The sequence below is a fragment of the Archangium sp. genome (genome assembly GCF_045802675.1).
GTDB lineage: Bacteria > Myxococcota > Myxococcia > Myxococcales > Myxococcaceae > Archangium.
The window spans coordinates 1-16,081 of sequence record NZ_JBJMQO010000131.1; the positions used below are offsets into that span (position 1 = coordinate 1).

Genomic DNA, 16,081 nt, shown 5'->3' on the forward strand with positions numbered 1-16,081 from the left:
AAGACCGTCAAGGTCGGCTCCTGGAAGTACGTCGCCTCGATGATGAATTTCGGGAAGACGTTCTCCCTCAACGACTGCATCAGCGCCATCCCGCTCGAGAACCGCGTGGGGAGCGCGGGGTACAGGTTCGCCTTCCTGAACTTCGACGCGGACTGGATGCTCACCACGCCCGCCGAGTTCAAGGCCGGCGCCTTCGAGCGGATGAAGCTCAGCGCGAGCGACTGCACCGACTTCATGACGGTGCTGCCCTCGGTGGCGAGCACGCCGGGCCAGGGCCAGAAGGGCAACGAGGAGGGCCTGGTCGCCTTCGTGCGCGGCAAGGCGGACCTGGAGTTCCTCCGCATGGAGGCGGCGTTCGGGCTCGCCGCGTCCGGCTCCATGGGCTTCAACACCGGCTTCAAGCTCACGGGCGCCTTCGGCGTCAACGAGCTCGAGCTCTCCGGCGCCGTCATGGTGAACGCGCCGCTCGCCACGCAGACCGCCGCCGCGGTGCCGCGGGCCTCGACGGCCACCACCGCCGCGCCCAAGGCCTCCCACGGAGCCAAGGTCCTGTCCTTCAACGGCAAGGACACCTGGGTGGAAATCCCCGCGGCCGACAGCCTCCTCCTGCCCGAGTACACCATCGAGCTGTGGCTCAGGCCCCACCGGATTCCGGGGGTGGAGTGGATGGACATGTTCGGGGTGGACACGCGGCAGGGCGGTGGGCTGTGGCGGAACTACCTGCTCGCCATCAACCAGAACGGCGCCTACTACCACCACCGTTTCACGGACGCCTCGGGTGGCAACGCGGGCGCGCCGAACACGCCCAACGGCAGCGTGAAGTGGGACACGTGGCAGCATGTGACGCTGACCAATGACGGCGTCACCGTGAAGACCTACGTCGACGGCAAGGAGGCCGCGAGCGGCCCGGTGAACGGGAAGCTCGTGCTCTTCAAGCAGCCCCTCGCCCTCGGCAAGACGCCGGGCATCCCGGGCGGCCAGTTCTGGAAGGGCGAGATCGCCGAGCTCCGCATCTGGAAGCGCGCGCGGAGTGCCGCCGACATCGAGTCCCGCATGCGCGAGGTGCTCCAGGGCGACGAGAAGGACCTCGTCTCGCTGTACCGCTTCGACGAGGACACGGGCCAGCGGGTAATCGACCTGTGCGGCCGCAACCATGGCACCCTGCGCAACGGCACCTTCGTCGACTCGGATCTCCTGATGATGGAGGGGCTCGAGTTCGACGGGAAGGACGACTACCTCGAGGTGCCGGACTCGCAGAGCCTCCGCCTGGGCGCGTACACCGCCGAGGTCTGGTTCAAGCCGTCGTCGGCACAGCAGCGCGAGTGGAGTGGGGTGTTCGGCAAGAAGGGCCGCAACTACGCCCTCTTCCTCAACAAGGCCGGCTACGCCCACCACCGGTTCCACTCCGCCGCTGGCTCCAACGACGGGGCGCCCAACACGCCCAATGGCTCCATCGCGTGGAACACGTGGAACCACGTCGCCATCACCAATGACGGCAAGGTCGCGCGCACCTACGTCAATGGCATCAAGCTGGCCGAGGGACCCGTCACGGGCTCGCTCGTCATCGACAACGAGGCCCTCTCCATCGGCCGGAGCCCGGATGGAGACAACGCGCCCTACGCCGGGGAGATCTCCGAGCTCCGTCTCTGGTCGCGCGTCCGCTCCCCCGAGGAGCTCTCCGGGAACATGTACCGGCGGCTCGACGGCAAGGACGCGAGTCTGGTGAGCCTGTGGCGCTTCTCCGAGGCGACGGGTGACACGCTCGCCGACGCCTGTGGCCGCAACCCCGGCCGCATCCACATGGACGACGCCATCGTGGAGCCGGCGAAGCTGCGGCACGATGGGCTCGTCCTCAATGGCCTGGGGGACTGCGCGTCCATCGACACGTCGGACAAGTTCAACACCCCCCAGTACACCCTCGAGGCGTGGGTCCGCCCCGACAAGGCGCCCGCGGGCTCGTGGCAGTGCATCTGGGCGGGCACCGACCATGCGCCCTCGCTCTACGTGAGCAACAAGGGGCTCGTCTCCCACCGCTTCACGTCGACCGTGACGAGCAACGCCCCCTCCGTGCCGGTCCTGAAGACCAGCGGCTTCTCCATACCGGGCATGAAGCTCCCCACCGTCCCCGTGCCGAGCACGAAGAGCGTCGCCACGCCGGTCATGAAGAGCAACGTCCTCAATACGGACGTGGACCAGGTGCGGATGGGAGAGTGGAACCACATCGCCGTCACCAACGACGGCAGGACGTGCACCGTCTTCGTCAATGGCGTCCAGAAGGCCCAATGCGCCGTGCCGGGCCAGCTCCGCTCCGTGCCCGCGGGGGTCTACGTGGGCCGCGGCGAGGATGCGAACGACCCGGCCTGGTTCCGCGGCGGCATCGACGACCTGCGCTACTGGTCCGTGGCCCGCACGCCGGAGCAGATCGCCAGCGGCAAGGATCTGCCCCTGACGGGGCGCGAGGCCGGGCTCGTGGCCTGCTACACCATGGACCACACCTCGGGCACCCAGCTCGTGGACCTCGGGCCGAACAAGCTCCACGGTGTCGTCCGGGGAGGGACCTGGGCCCTCGCGGTCGCCCCCGCGGAGCCCGCCCGGGCCGCGATCCAGATTCAAGGCCATACCCACCTGGCCGTCGCGGGGCGCAAGGTCATGCAAGGCGACCTGCGGCTCGTGGATGACCAGTTCTGGTTCTCCGGCCAGCTCGACCTCTTCCCCAAGGAGTGGCCCCTGCAGGTGCGTGGCCACGTCGAGGGCATGGTGAGCAAGCAGCGCTTCTACCTGAGCGGCGAGACCGAGAACGCGCTCTTCGGCCTCGTGCTCTCCCAGTCGCGCCTGTACCTGTCCAACGAGCAGCTCCGGCTGGAGGGCCGGTGGCTCGGCGCCTACCTGCTGCTGGACGTGTCGTGGGACAAGAACGATCCGGTCTTCGCGGGCTCGGTGGGCTTCAGCGCGTCGCGCACCCTCCAGTTCGGCGCCATCCGGATCGGCGGGGTCAAGGTCGCGGACAACTTCCGGCTGTCGCTCGACATCGCCGCGGATGTGTCCGTCGTCGTCTCCCGCAAGGGGCTCGCCGGAGACGTCACGGCCCGGTTCAAGATCAACGGCAAGGGCTTCGACCTGCACATGGGCTTCGACGTCGCGCCGTCGGACTTCGAGCAGCTCTTCCAGTGGCTCCAGCAGCGGATCATCGACGCGCCCGAGAAGTACCTCGCGCACCTCTTCGCGGATGCGGTCACGTGGCTCAAGAACGTGGGCGAGGGGACGATCGAGTTCGCCAAGGAGTCCGGCGAGGCCATTGGCGCCGCCCTGAACACCGCCTTCAAGGTGACGAAGGAGGCCGCCACGGTGTTGATGAAGAACGCCGGGTACGCGGCCGAGCAGGTCGGCGCGGCCCTGAACAAGGCCTACAACCAGGCGGCCAGGGAGGCCACGGCCCTGCTCAAGGGCGCCGGGTACGCGGCGGAACAGGTGGGCGCGGCCCTGAACAAGGCCTACAACCAGGCGGCCAGGGAGGCCACGGCCCTGCTCAAGGGCGCCGGGTACGCGGCGGAAGAGGTCGGCGCGGCCCTGAGCAAGGCCTACAACCAGGCGGCCAGGGAGACCACGGCTCTCCTCAAGGGCGCCGGGTACGCGGCGGAAGAGGTCGGCGCGGCCCTGAGCAAGGCCTACAACCAGGCGGCCAGGGAGGCCATGGTCCTCCTCCGCGACACCGGGCACGCGGCGGAGGAGGTCGGTCGAGCCTTGAACAAGGCCTACAACAAGGCCGCCACGGAGACCACGGCCCTGATGAAGGACGCCGGATACTCGGTCGAACAGATCGGCTCGACCTTGAACAAGGCCTACAACAAGACCGCCAAGGAGGCCACGGAGGTCCTCCGGGGCGCCGGATACTCGGTCGAACAGATCGGCTCGGCCTTGAGCAAGGGATACAACCTGGCCGCCAAGGACGCCGCGGCCGTCCTCAAGGACGCCGGGTACGTGGTGGAAGACGTCGGCAGGGCATTGCAGTCGGTCTACACCAGCAGCGCCGACGCGGCCTCGAGTGTGCTCAGGCAGGTCGGCTACGGCGCGGAGGATGTAGGCAAGGCCATGACCAGCGCCTTCAACAAGACGGGCAAGGAGGTCGAGGGCCTCCTGAACAGCGCGGGCTTCTCCAGCAAGGACGTGAAGGGCGCGATGGACAAGGTGGGGGACACGGCAAAGGACGCCGTCAACTCCGTGGGGAATGCGGGAAAGAAGCTGGGGAAGGCCCTCGGCTTCTGAGCCCGAACCGTGCCGGGCGGGCGCCTTGCCCGAAAAAAAGGGCCACGGGTCCAAGGGGGTATGAACCCGTTTACCGGAGCCGCAGCCCCTCTCACGGCACAGGGCATCGATGCCTGTGCCGCCCGACTCTCCGTGCACCCTGCGGAGATCTGGACCGTGCTGCACGTGGAGACGCGGGGCTGTGGCTACTTCGCCGACCGCCGCCCCGTCATCCTGTTCGAGCGCCACGTCTTCAGCCGGAAGACGGAGCACCGCTTCGACGCGCAGGCCCCCGACATCAGCAACCCCCACGCGGGGGGCTATGCCGGTGGGGTGGGGGAGTACGAGCGCCTCGCGAAGGCCCTGGCGCTGGACGCGCAGGCCGCGCTGGAGAGCGCCTCGTGGGGCCTCGGCCAGGTGATGGGCTTCAACGCCACCGACCTGGGCTACGCGTCCATCGAGCAGTTCGTCAGCCGGATGATGGTGTCCGAGGACGAGCAGCTCGCGGCCCTGGCGGCCTTCATCCAGAAGAACGGTCTGGCCGAGTCCCTGCGCAAGCACGACTGGGCCACGTTCGCCCGCGGCTACAACGGCCCGGGCTATGAGAAGAACCACTACGACAAGAGCCTGGCGGAGGCCTACCAGCACCTGACCTCGCGCCCGCTGCCCGACCTGAGCGTGCGAGAGGGCCAGCTCCTGCTCATGTACCTGGGCTTCGAGCCGGGCAGCGTGGACGGCGCGCTCGGCCCCCATACGCTGGCGGCCCTGCACAAGTTCCAGGGCCAGAACGCCCTGCCCACCACGCCGGGCTTCGACGCGGCCACGCTCGAGGCACTGCGGCAGCGGCACGCGGCCCTCCCCGTGACGGCCCCCGCCGTTACCGTGGCACCCGCGCCGCAGCCCGTCGCCGTACCCGCGCCGCAGCCCGTCGCCGACGTGCGTCCGGTGGCCGGGCCGCTGGCCCCGCGCGCTCCCTCGCTCCCGGTGAGCGCTCCTGAGACTCCGCGTGCGATCGTGCCCGTGCCTCCCGCGCCGCCGGTGGTGGAGGCCTCGCCGCTCCCCGCGTCCCTGGCCGAGCAGCTTGGCCAGCGGCTCTCCCGGCCTCTGGACAAGGGCGTCCAGCAGGAGCTGGCCCAACTCCTGGCGCTGCGTACCAAGGTGGCCGGGGAGCTGGGCCCCTCCGCCGTGCAGTCCGTGGACCTGGGCATCACGGCCCTGATGGTGGAGCAGCCGAACCTCGCGTTCGTGCGCGAAATCCGCCAGCGCGTCGCCTCCGCGCTCAACGACCAGCTCTATCCGCTGCGTCCGCTGCCCATGCTGCGCTCGAGCTCGCCTTCCATGCAGGTGGTGCTCGGGCTGGGGCTGCTGCTGCTCGCCTCGCACGCGGCGTCCGCCTTCATCCACATGGTGCTGACCAGCGAGCAGACCCTGCTCTTCGGCCTCCCGCTGCGGACGATGTTGTTGGTGGGGCTGTGCGGTGCCATCGGCAGCGCGGTGAGCATGCTCACGCGGCTCGCGGACTTCGAGAAGCTGCGGGGCGCCAGCCGTACCTCCATGGTGATGTTGGGTTTCTTCAAGCCGGTGGTGGGCATGTACTCCGCCCTCTTCACCTTCGCGTTGATGAAGTCCGGGCTGCTGCCGCTCCAGGCGAAGTCGCCCGAGTCCGAGCTGTACCTCTACATGGCGGTGTGCTTCCTGGTCGGCTTCAGCGAGCGCCTCGCCCAGGACATGTTCGCCCGCGCGGAGGAGGCCCTGTCCTCGGCTTCGCACGCGGCGAATCCCGCGCCGGCCGCGCCTCTGCCTGGCTCGCCCCGGTGAACGGCGCTGGCGGCTCGGGCCTCGGGTGGTAACGTCCCCGGCCCACATGGATACGGATCTCCGAGGCAAAGGCATCCTCGTCACGGGCGGGGCGGGTGGAATCGGCAGCGCGGTGGTGCGGGCGTTCGCGGAGGAAGGCGCGAAGGTCGCGGTGCACTACCACCAGAGCGGCGACAGGGCGGGGGCGCTGGCGAAGGAACTGGGCGGCGCGGCGGTGAAGGCGGACCTGACGTCCGAGGCGGATGTGGACGCGATGGTGCCCGCGGCGGTGAAGGCGCTGGGCCGGCTGGACGTGCTGGTGGCGAACGCGGGCGTGTGGCCGGTGCCGGACGAGGGCGTGTGGCAGATGTCGCTCGAGCGCTGGCGCCGCACGCTGGCGGAGAACCTGGACAGCGTCTTCCTGAGCTGCCGCGCCTTCCTGCGCCACGTGGCCACCACGGGCACGGGGAACATCATCCTCATCAGCTCGACGGCGGGGCTGTTCGGCGAGGCGGGGCACTCGGACTACGCGGCGGCCAAGGGCGCGCTGGCGAGCGGGTTCCTCAAGAGCCTGAAGAACGAGATGACGCGCATCGCGCCGCTGGGCCGGGTGAACACGGTGTGCCCGGGGTGGACAGCGGTGGAGCGCCACAAGGACAAGCTGGAGAACCCGGCCTTCATCCACCGGGTGACGCGCACCATGCCGCTGCGCAAGGTGGGCCGTCCCGAGGACGTGGCGCGCACGGTGGTGTCGCTGGCGTCGGATCGCATCTCCGGCCACGTGACGGGCGAGGTCATCACCGTGGCCGGCGGCATGGAAGGCCGCGTCCTGCACGAGACCTGAGCGGTCTCACCCCTCCTTCGGAGGAGACTTGCCGAGCAGCTCCAGCGCGCGGTGGGCCGCATCCGCCAGGGATTGCTGGCACGGGAAGCAGCCCTCGCCGCAGCAGGCGGGCCACTCGGTGGAGGGAGTCCGGAGCAGCTGGCTCACCACGGAGCGGTAGGCGAGCGGCAGACCCACGTCGATGCAGGCTTGCTGCACCGCCTCCTTCACCGCGGGATCATTCACGTCCACGTCGACCATGGGGCTCGGCTCGTGCCGCCGTCAGGCGGTGGGGGCGGGGGCGGGCACGTCCACGGCCTCGCGGGCTGGGCGGGTGGCCCGTCCGGCGAGCCCCAGGGCGAGCACGAGGAGTCCCGCGGCGAGCAGGAAGGGCGCGCCGGGCAGGTTCCAGTCGAGCCGCGGCCCGATGAAGTACGCGAACGTCTGCGTGAAGAGGGTGGGGCCGATCATCCCCGCGATGCCCATGATGCTCGAGAGCGCGCCCTGGAGCTGGCCCTGCTCCGAGGGGCTGATGCGGCTGGACATCATCCCCTGCGAGGCGGGCCCGAAGAGGCCCCACAGCGCCATCACCGGGATGCCCAGCCAGAACTGGGGACCGGTGGACGCCAGGCCGTAGATGGTGAAGCCCACCGAGCCGAACGCGAGCCCCAGGAGCAGCGCGCGCCGCTCGCCCAGGCGTTTGACGAGCGGCCGCATCAAGACGGCCTGGACGAGCGCGGAGCAGATTCCCACGCAGCCCAGGGTGCGCCCCACGGTGCGCGCGTCCCAGCCGAAGCGGAAGCCGCCGTACAGTACGAACACGCTGGGCAGCGCGACATGGGCCAGGTTGTACAGGAAGTGCACGCCCGACAGCCCCAGTACCTCACGGTTCGAGCGCAGCAGTTTCAGCGCGCCCACCGGGTTGGCCCGCCGCCAGTCGAAGGCCTTGCGCCGCTCGGGCGGCAGCGACTCGGGCAGGATGAACAGGCCATACAGCCCGTTGGCCAGGCTCAACGCCGCGGACACCCAGAAGGGCAGACGAGGCGACAGGTCGCCCAGCTCACCGCCGAGCCAGGGCCCCAGCACGAAGCCGACACCGAACGCGGCGCCGAGCATTCCGAAGCTCGCGGCACGCTTTTCCGGCGGCGTCACGTCCGCGATGTAGGCGCTGGCCGTGCTGATGCTCGCCGCGCAGATGCCCGCGATGATCCGGCCCACGAACAGCCAGCTCATCGACGGCGCCAGGGCCATGAGGACGTAGTCCAGCCCCAGCCCGAAGTTCGACAGCAGCACCACCGGCCGGCGGCCGAAGCGGTCCGAGAGCGAACCGAGCAACGGGGAGCAGAAGAACTGCAGCAGCGCGTAGACCGTGGAGAACAGGCCGTAGACCACCGAGGCTCGCGCGGTGGAGCCCATGAAGCCCTCGAGAATCTTGGGCAGGACGGGGAGGATCATCCCCACGGCCAGCATGTCGAGCAGCACGGTGACGAAGATGAAGGTCAGTGCGGCGCGGCGCGGCGCGGGTGCGGTCGGAGCGGTCATGGGCGCCGACGTCCTAACACCTTCCCTGGCCGGCCGTGCAGTTCCTCGGGACCGGAAACAGGGCCAGGAAGGCGGGCGGGGAGGCGAGTGCCCCTCCGTCGAGTCCGGCCCCAGGCGAGGTCCGTCTTTCGGGACGGGTCTCTCGGGGTAGCATCCGCGGGGATGAGAGGAACGTGCGCCAGCTTCCTGAGCTACATCGGCATGCCCTCGGGGGCTCTGGAGCCCACGCCGTGAAGTGCCTGGGCGCACTCGTGCTCGGCCTGCTGCTCGTCGCGGGCAGCGCGCGCGGTGAGGGCTACCCCATCCCCCGGGGCGAGCACCCCATCGCGTGGAAGGCGGCGGCCTCCGCCGGAGAGTGGCGCATCGAGGAGACGGCGCTCTCGCTCGCCGCGCCGCGAGGGCCGCGGAACTTCTTCCTCCAGGAGCAGGCCGCCGCCTCGCCGGTGTCCTTCGTGCGAGCGCGAATCCAGAACCCCGCCCGCGCGGACCTGGCGCTCCTCTTCCGCGCGAAGGTGCGCGCCACCGAGCCCCTGTTCGCGCTCACCGGTTATGGCTTCTACGTGGATGCGCGCCGCGAGACGCTCGGCTTCGAGCGCTACGACGGGACGCGCACGGATGACAGCGGGGTGCGCGCCCGGGTGAAGGGGCTCGCGAAGGTGGGGGAGTTGGAGGTCGTCCTCTTCCTCGCCGGGCCCGCCTTCGCCGCCCATGTGTACGACGCGCGCTCCAAGGTGGAGCTCGCCAGCCTCGTCTGGTCCGACTCCGCGTTCTCCGAAGGCACGCTCGGCGTCTACGCGAGCAAGAGCCAACCCCCCGAGGTGAAGGTGTCCCTGTTCGTGCCGGCGCCTCCACCCCAGGAGGCCTCGGCGCGCGATGGACTCACGCTCGAGTGGCTCGTGCGCGTGGAGCGGGGCCTGAAGTTCGCGCCGGAGCTGCGCCGTTACCTGCGCCGCCTCGCGAGCGAGCCGGACGCGGACGTGTACGTGGCCAATGAGCTCGGCGTGCACCTCCTCCAGGCACGTGCCGTCCAGACGCGGGAGGTCCGCCCCGGGGTGCCGTACCGCCTGCAGGATCCCAGCTTCGCGGAGCGGCTCGAGCGCGCACGCAACGCCGCCCCCCGGGACGCCTTCGTCGACGGCATCAAGGACCCGGAGCTCCTCGAGCGCGCCATGCGGGCACTCGCCGCCCGGGAGCCGGAGCGCGCGCGGGTCATCGAGATCGGCCGCACGCACGAGGACCGGCCCCTGTTCGCGCTGCTCGTCGGTGAGGCGTTGGATGATGCCTCCCGCCCGGCGGTGCTGCTGTGCGGGGGCACCCACGCGAACGAGCTGGTGACGCCCGAGCCGCCGCTCGACGCCGCGCGCTGGATGCTGGAGAACCAGACGAATCCGCGCGTGGCCCGCTGGTTGCGCACGTTCCACTTCGTCGTCGTCCCGCTCGTCAATCCGGATGGGAGCTACGGGTACTGGCACGACTCCACCGCGCGCGGGCGCACCAACCGGCGGCGGGACGAACAGGCCACCGAGCTGGGGCTGCTCGAGTACGGCGTGGACCTGAACCGCAACTACCCCTTCGCGTGGAGGAACGTGGAGGACCGCTTCAACAGCGATGACCCGCGCTCGCCGTTCTACCGGGGGCCGTCCGCGGGCTCGGAGCCCGAGGTGCGGGCGATGATGCGGCTGGGCGAGGTGTGGCGCTTCGTCGCGATGGTGTCGTACCACGCGGCCGCGTCGCGCCTCCTGGTGCCGTACACGGCGGAGGGCGCGCGTGAGCCCGAGCCCTCGGTGGCGTGGGACGTGGCGCCCAGGATGATCGACGCGGTCCACCAGTCGTCCGGGGGCAAGCGCTACCAGGCGGTGCGTCACCTCTACCCGGTGGGCGGGACGGATCAGGACTGGTTCCACTGGAGCTTCGGGACGCTCGCGTACATGGTCGAGCTGCCGTTCTCGGCGCCGAGCGCGCGCCGTCCACTGGCGCCCATGGTCGAGGCCGCGCGGCCCTTCTGGCAGGTGCCGTTGGACAGGTTCCTCGAGGGGCCGTCGCTCTCGGTGCGGGTGCCGGAGACGTTCCGGGCCGAGGGCCCCGTCGCGGTGGCCATCGACGAGGTGGCCTGGCCGAACGGGGAGCACTTCTCCGCGCATCCGGTGTCCGGGATGTTCCACACCTATCTCCCGGCCGCCGGGCGCTACACGGTGCACGCCACGAGCCCGTCGGGGCGGACGGTGACCCGCACGGTCGACGTGGGCTCGGGTCACGCGGTGGTGGCGCTCGAGGAAGACGCGCCACAGTGAGCGTGTTCCGTCTTCACCGTTGCCTCGGCGGTGGGCCCGCCTCCCGTGGCATCGGCTCTGCCGCCACAGGAGGGAGCCCTTCCGGCACGTGGCGCGAGGAGGCTACGGCGCCAGCGTGAACTTCGAGATCTTGTGCTCGGTCGGCTGCGTGATCCACAAGGTGTTTCCCACGCCGCGGGCGAGCCCCGAGGCGCCGAGCACTGTCTGCACCTGGGTGACCACCCCGTCCGGCGAGATCTTCGCGAGCTGCCTGGTCCCGTAGTACTCGGTGAACCAGATGTTGCCGTCCGGGCCGGCCACGGGATTCCACGGCTGCGGCGAGTTGGCGAGGGGGAAGAGCGTGATGGTCCCCGTGGGCGTGATGCGCCCGATGGTGCTGCTGGCCGGCATGGCGAACCAGACGTTGCCATCGGGGCCGGCGCCGATGGTGTGCGGCTGATCCACCGGCCCGAACTCCGTGATGTTCCCGTTCACGTCGATGCGGCCGATCTTGTTGCCGTTGTGTTCCGCGAACCAGAGCGCGCCGTCCGGTCCGGCCGTGATGCCCATGTTGTCCGGGTAGATGCTGGACGTGACCGTGTACGAGGTGAACTCGCCCGACGTCGTCATCTTGAAGATCTTGTCCCCCATGGTGAACCAGAGGTTCCCATCGGGGCCGCTCGTGATGTCAGCCGGAAAGCTGTGATAGCCCCCATCGTTCGGGGGCGTGAACACGGTGATCACGCCCGCCGGCGTGATGCGCCCGATCGTCGAGGGCTGCGCGGGCATCGTGAAATAGATGTTGCCGTCCGAGCCCACGGTGAGCTGGTCCGGGTACTCCGGCGTGGCGAACTCGGTGAGCTTCCCCTGGGTGTCGAGACGTCCGATCCGCCCCCACGTGTCCGCCAACTCCGTGAACCACACGTTGCCGTTGGGAGCGACCGTGATGTCGTTCGGCTGCAGGGAGGGGTTCGGCAGGCCGTACGACGTGAGGGAGCCGGACGAGCCGCCCGCGAGGGCGGTGAGCGAGGTGAGCGCGACGGCGAGGGCGAGGAGCTTTCTGGGTTGTCTCATGGGGGTCTCCGGGGGAGTGGGTAGATCGCCTGCCCCGCCGGACGGCGGAACTGACGGTCCTTCGGATCAGATGCTGGAGAACGACGTCGTTTACCGCGAGAGAACATCCGTGACTTCGCGCTGAGCGAAGAGCTCGTCGTATAGCCGAGTGATTCAAACCCATTCAAGATGGGTCAAAACGCATTTCTCCTGAGGCGGTTTGCCCCAGAGTGAAAATGACTGTGTATGGCAAGCCTCGGCCCTTCGCGCGCCACGGCGATGGCGTAGAAGCTGGCCACGCTGAAGGAGGTGTCGCTGCCCTCCATACGTTCAGCGTGCAGCGCCATGGCGCCGTGCGGGTAATCCCATACGCCACCAGCGTACGCGTGCATTGGGAGAGTCCATACGACGCGGCGACGCAGCAGTTCGCCCAGCGGACGCTGCCGCACACCGTCCCGTGGTTCCCGCCTCGCGCACGCGGTGACATGAGCGCTGGTACCCGCGACCCTCCGAGGCTTCGACCGGCTGGGCCTCGCGATTGCCAATGCGTGAGGCGGTGCTCCTGGGCTTCCGTCCTATATGGAGCGCCTGCCAGGCCGCTGGCGGAGCAGGCCGGGCACCGCCTTTTCAGGGAGAAAAAGGCGCGCTGTAAGAGTTTTTGGCCCGCTTCGTTTTCGGAGATGCTTGCGGAGCACTCAGTGGAAAGGTAGTGCACGGGTCGTGATCGTCCGTTTGTTCGCCATCGCCTTCGCGCTGCTGCTGTCGGCGCAGGCCGCCCTCCCGGGCGGGACGATCCGGGTGTGCCGCTACACCGGCCAGCGTGTCGACCCCTGCGCCTGCCCCGGGAAGAAGCCCGTCGAGGAGACGCGGCTCTTGCGTCAGGACTGCTGCGAGCTGCGGCAGGGCCACCGCGCGGAGACGCAGGGCGTGGTCCCCACGCTCGCCGAGCAGGCCCAGGTGCACGTGGTCGAGCTGCCCGCGGTCGCCACCTGGCAGCCGCCGGCCTTCCCCGAGGAGCCGGGTCCCCGGACGCGCTCCGGACACGATCCGCCACCCCGGGCGCGGTTGTTCCTCTCGCTGCGACAGCTGCTCATTTGAGCCGGCCTCCGCCGCCGTGACCGGACGTGGCCTCGTGCCGCTCCGTGACGGCGGGCGTGTGTCCTCTTCCTGGCCGTTGCTCGAAAACCCTTTTCCCTGGTGAAGACGATGTCCCTGTCCACGAAGCTCGTGGCCGGAGCCCTGGCTCTTGGCCTGTCCGCGTGCGCCCTGGGGGCCGCGGAGCGTGTCCCTTCTCTCGCCGATCCCTCCAACCCCGGCGCACCCGAGTCCCCGGTGCACGGCATGGCCGCCATCCTGGCCAACGACGCCTCCGCCTTCTCGAGCCTCGAGGAGCCCTCGGGAGGGGCGGCACCCCATTCCCATTCTCATGGCGGCACCGAGGCGGGCACTTCCGCCGCCGCCGTCTACACGTGCCCCATGCACCCGGAGGTCACCTCTCCGGAGCCGGGGCGCTGTCCGAAGTGCGGCATGAACCTCGTGCTCCGCGAGCCCAACGAGGCGAAGCCCACCGAGGCCGCGCCCTCGGGCGGGCCTGAGCACTCCCACGGGCACGAGGGCCACCCATGAGACGGCTGTTGCCCACGGTGGCCCTGTCCCTGTTCGCCGCCGGGTGCGCGACGATGTCGCCCGAGCGCGGGCACGCGGAGCTCGGGGCCATGGTCCAGGAGCGCGTGTCGGTGCCGACGGGTTGGGAGAAGGGCTCGCCCCCGGCGGAGGAGGTCCGCGCCCGGGTGGTGGAGCTGCTGCGCGACGGGCTCACGCGCGAGGAGGCGGTGCGCATCGCGCTGGTGAACAACCCGGGCCTGAAGGCCGAGTACGAGGCGCTCGGCATTGCCCAGGCGGAGCTGGTGCAGGCCGGGCTGTTGCGCAACCCCACGCTGGGCGCGCAGGTCCGCTTCCCCAACGAGCCGGGCCTGGGCCTCAATGTCGAGTTCTCGCTCGTGCAGGAGCTGTTGGACGTCTTCATGCTCCCGGCGCGCAAGAGCATCGCCCGGCGGCAATTCGAGGCGGACGTGCTGCGCACCGCGCACGAGGCGCTGAAGGTGGTGGCGGAGGCGCGCGAGGCCTATACGTCGCTCCAGGCGGCGGAGCTGCTGCTGCGCAACCAGGCGCGAATCGTGGCCACCACCGAGGCCGCCGCCGAGCTGTCCCGGCTTCAGCACGAGGCCGGCAACATCCCCGGCCTGGACGCGGCCATCTCCCAGTCCGCCTGGCAGGAGGCCCGTGTCGTCCTGGCGCGCGAGGAGCTGGAGCTCGTCGGCCGCCGTGAGGCGCTCAACCGGCTGCTGGGCCTGTGGGGGGAGAACACGGAGTGGAAGGCCGTGGAGCCACTCCCGGAGCTGCCCGCGGAGGAGCCGCCGCTGGAGCACCTCGAGCCGCTCGCCCTGCGGCGCCGGTTGGATGTGGATGCCGCGCGCAAGGAGGTGGCGCTGATGGACCAGTCGGTGGCGCTCGCGCGCGGCTCGCGCTTCATCGGGACGGTGGAGGTGGGGGTGAGCACGGAGCGCGACACGGACGGGCTGCGCGTGACGGGGCCGAGCCTCGTGCTGGAGCTGCCCCTCTTCGACCAACGCCAGGCGCTCATCGGCCGGCTGGAGGCGCGGCGGCGGGTGGCGGAGCGGCGGCTGGAGAAGCTGTCGGTGGATGCCCGCTCGGAGGTGAGGCAGACGCGGGCGGAGCTACAGACGGCCCGGAAGCTGGTGGAGCACTATTCGAAGGTGCTGCTGCCCCTGCGCCGGCGCGTCGTCGAGCAATCCCAGCTCCAATACAACGCCATGGTGCTGAGCCCGTTCCAACTCCTCGAGGCGCGGCGCGAGGAGGTGCGGACGTATCGCGAGTACGTGGAGACGCTGCGGGACTACTGGAACGCCCGGAACGCGTTGGAGAACGCGGTGGGCGGCCGGCTGACGGACGAGCAGGGAGAGGCGCGATGAGCACGCGAGACACGAAGGGGTTGAGCCGGCGGCAGATGCTCGTCGCCAGTGGAATCGGAGTGGCGGGAGGGGCGCTGCTGGCCTCGCGCGAGGCGAGGGCGGAAGGGCCTCGGCCGGCCGGGAGGAACCTGCCTCCGGGGAGGCCGGGCCGGGACTATCAGCCGGTGGTGGTGCCCAACGGCTCGAAGCTGCCGTGGAAGCTGGTGGACGGGGTGAAGGTGTTCCACCTGGTGGCCGGGGAGCTGGAGCACGAGTTCGCTCCGGGCCTGAAGGCGCTGTGCTGGGGCTACAACGGGCGCGTGCACGGTCCGCTCATCGAGGCGGTGGAAGGGGACCGGGTGCGCTTCTACGTCACCAACCGGCTGCCAGCGGCCACCACGGTGCACTGGCACGGGCTGCTGCTGCCGTGCGGCATGGACGGGGTGGGTGGGCTCAACCAGCGGGCCATCCCACCGGGCGAGACGTTCAAGTACGAGTTCACCCTGCGCCAGTCGGGGACGCTGATGTACCACGCGCACCACGACGAGATGACGCAGATTGCCCTGGGGATGACGGGCTTCTTCATCGTGCACCCGCGCCAGCCGCATGGGCCGAAGGTGGACCGGGACTTCGCGCTGATGCTGCACGAGTGGAAGCTGGAGCCCGGGGCGCGGCGGCCGGATCCGAACGCGATGAGCGACTTCAACCTGCTCACCCTCAACGGCAAGGCCTTCCCGGGGACGGCGCCACTGGTGGCGAAGACGGGGCAGCGGGTGCGCATCCGGCTGGGGAACATGGGCCCGATGGATCACCACTCCATCCACCTGCACGGCTACCAGTTCCGGGTGACGGAGACGGACGGTGGACGCATGCCCGAGTCCGCGCAGTACGCGGAGACGACGGTGCTGGTGCCGGTGGGGGCCTCGCGCACGGTGGAGTTCGTGGCGGACGAGCCGGGGGACTGGGCGATGCACTGCCACATGACCCACCACGTGATGAACCAGATGGGGCACGGCCTGCCGAACCTCATCGGGGTGAAGCCGGAAGCCCTCGACGAGAAGGTGCGCAAGCTATTGCCGGACTACATGACCATGGGCCAGGCGGGGATGGGGGACATGGACGAGATGGGGATGGCGATGCCGGCGAACAGCATTCCCATGGTGGGAGGGAAGGGGAGGTACGGGGGCATCACCATGGGAGGCATGTTCACGGTGCTGAAGGTGCGCGACCGGCTCGAGGGCTACGGAGACCCGGGCTGGTACGAGAACCCGGCGGGCACCCAGGCGCTGTCGGCGGAGGCGGCGGAGCTGGTGCGTGATGGCATCGACGTGAACGGGGACCCGGGAGTGCTGGACGGCGGCGCGTGAGGAATGGAGGCCGCT

The 16,081-nt window shown here is 70.0% G+C and carries 11 protein-coding genes; 8 read left to right on the forward strand and 3 right to left on the reverse strand.

Going from position 1 to position 16,081, the window contains the following annotated elements:
• From ACJ8AN_RS36635 to ACJ8AN_RS36645, 3 genes are all read left to right on the forward strand, one after another.
• Positions 1–4,263 (forward strand): LamG-like jellyroll fold domain-containing protein (locus ACJ8AN_RS36635; RefSeq protein WP_407760234.1); only part of this gene is annotated, 4,263 nt, incomplete at its 5' end.
• A gap of 60 nt (positions 4,264–4,323) precedes the next feature.
• Positions 4,324–6,060, forward strand: a complete 1,737-nt coding sequence (locus tag ACJ8AN_RS36640; RefSeq protein WP_407760235.1) for an N-acetylmuramidase domain-containing protein — start codon at positions 4,324–4,326, stop codon at positions 6,058–6,060.
• Between the two features lie 46 nt (positions 6,061–6,106).
• The gene (locus ACJ8AN_RS36645; protein ID WP_407760236.1) at positions 6,107–6,883 is read left to right on the forward strand and encodes an SDR family NAD(P)-dependent oxidoreductase; all 777 of its coding nucleotides are present in this window, start codon (positions 6,107–6,109) and stop codon (positions 6,881–6,883) included.
• A gap of 6 nt (positions 6,884–6,889) precedes the next feature.
• On the opposite strand, the gene ACJ8AN_RS36650 is transcribed toward ACJ8AN_RS36645, so the two are convergent.
• On the reverse strand, positions 6,890–7,123 hold the full coding sequence (locus tag ACJ8AN_RS36650) for a hypothetical protein (RefSeq protein WP_407760237.1): 234 nt from the start codon (positions 7,121–7,123) through the stop codon (positions 6,890–6,892).
• A 21-nt stretch (positions 7,124–7,144) separates the two neighbouring features.
• A complete protein-coding gene (locus ACJ8AN_RS36655) occupies positions 7,145–8,404 on the reverse strand; it encodes a TCR/Tet family MFS transporter (protein WP_407760238.1) in 1,260 nt (419 codons plus the stop codon).
• 230 nt (positions 8,405–8,634) lie between these two features.
• Between ACJ8AN_RS36655 and ACJ8AN_RS36660 the strand changes: the two genes are divergently transcribed.
• Complete coding sequence (locus tag ACJ8AN_RS36660) at positions 8,635–10,695, forward strand: M14 family metallopeptidase (protein ID WP_407760239.1); 2,061 nt, start codon at positions 8,635–8,637, stop codon at positions 10,693–10,695.
• A gap of 102 nt (positions 10,696–10,797) precedes the next feature.
• On the opposite strand, the gene ACJ8AN_RS36665 is transcribed toward ACJ8AN_RS36660, so the two are convergent.
• Positions 10,798–11,748 (reverse strand): Virginiamycin B lyase, encoded by a 951-nt coding sequence (locus ACJ8AN_RS36665; protein WP_407760240.1) that lies wholly within the window; start codon positions 11,746–11,748, stop codon positions 10,798–10,800.
• Between the two features lie 699 nt (positions 11,749–12,447).
• Here ACJ8AN_RS36665 and ACJ8AN_RS36670 point away from each other — a divergent pair.
• The 4 genes from ACJ8AN_RS36670 to ACJ8AN_RS36685 all read left to right on the forward strand — a co-directional run bounded on the left by ACJ8AN_RS36670 (position 12,448) and on the right by ACJ8AN_RS36685 (position 16,066).
• A complete protein-coding gene (locus ACJ8AN_RS36670; protein ID WP_407760241.1) occupies positions 12,448–12,825 on the forward strand; it encodes a hypothetical protein in 378 nt (125 codons plus the stop codon).
• Between the two features lie 108 nt (positions 12,826–12,933).
• Positions 12,934–13,353, forward strand: coding sequence for a heavy metal-binding domain-containing protein (locus tag ACJ8AN_RS36675; protein ID WP_407760242.1), 420 nt, complete (start codon positions 12,934–12,936; stop codon positions 13,351–13,353).
• Positions 13,350–14,720 carry a TolC family protein gene (locus ACJ8AN_RS36680; RefSeq protein WP_407760243.1) on the forward strand — a complete coding sequence of 457 codons (1,371 nt, stop codon included), beginning with the start codon at positions 13,350–13,352 and terminating at the stop codon, positions 14,718–14,720. The genes ACJ8AN_RS36675 and ACJ8AN_RS36680 overlap by 4 nt, the downstream gene beginning before the upstream one ends.
• Positions 14,717–16,066, forward strand: a complete 1,350-nt coding sequence (locus ACJ8AN_RS36685) for a multicopper oxidase family protein (protein WP_407760244.1) — start codon at positions 14,717–14,719, stop codon at positions 16,064–16,066. Before ACJ8AN_RS36680 ends, ACJ8AN_RS36685 begins: the two co-directional genes overlap by 4 nt.
• Positions 16,067–16,081 lie beyond the last annotated feature (15 nt).

Coding starts and splice junctions, on each gene's coding strand:
- ACJ8AN_RS36640 (WP_407760235.1), top strand. CDS start 4,324: ATGAACCCGTTTACCGGAGCCGCAGCCCCTCTCACGGCACAGGGCATC.
- ACJ8AN_RS36645 (WP_407760236.1), top strand. CDS start 6,107: ATGGATACGGATCTCCGAGGCAAAGGCATCCTCGTCACGGGCGGGGCG.
- ACJ8AN_RS36650 (WP_407760237.1), bottom strand. CDS start 7,123: ATGGTCGACGTGGACGTGAATGATCCCGCGGTGAAGGAGGCGGTGCAG.
- ACJ8AN_RS36655 (WP_407760238.1), bottom strand. CDS start 8,404: ATGACCGCTCCGACCGCACCCGCGCCGCGCCGCGCCGCACTGACCTTC.
- ACJ8AN_RS36665 (WP_407760240.1), bottom strand. CDS start 11,748: ATGAGACAACCCAGAAAGCTCCTCGCCCTCGCCGTCGCGCTCACCTCG.
- ACJ8AN_RS36675 (WP_407760242.1), top strand. CDS start 12,934: ATGTCCCTGTCCACGAAGCTCGTGGCCGGAGCCCTGGCTCTTGGCCTG.
- ACJ8AN_RS36680 (WP_407760243.1), top strand. CDS start 13,350: ATGAGACGGCTGTTGCCCACGGTGGCCCTGTCCCTGTTCGCCGCCGGG.
- ACJ8AN_RS36685 (WP_407760244.1), top strand. CDS start 14,717: ATGAGCACGCGAGACACGAAGGGGTTGAGCCGGCGGCAGATGCTCGTC.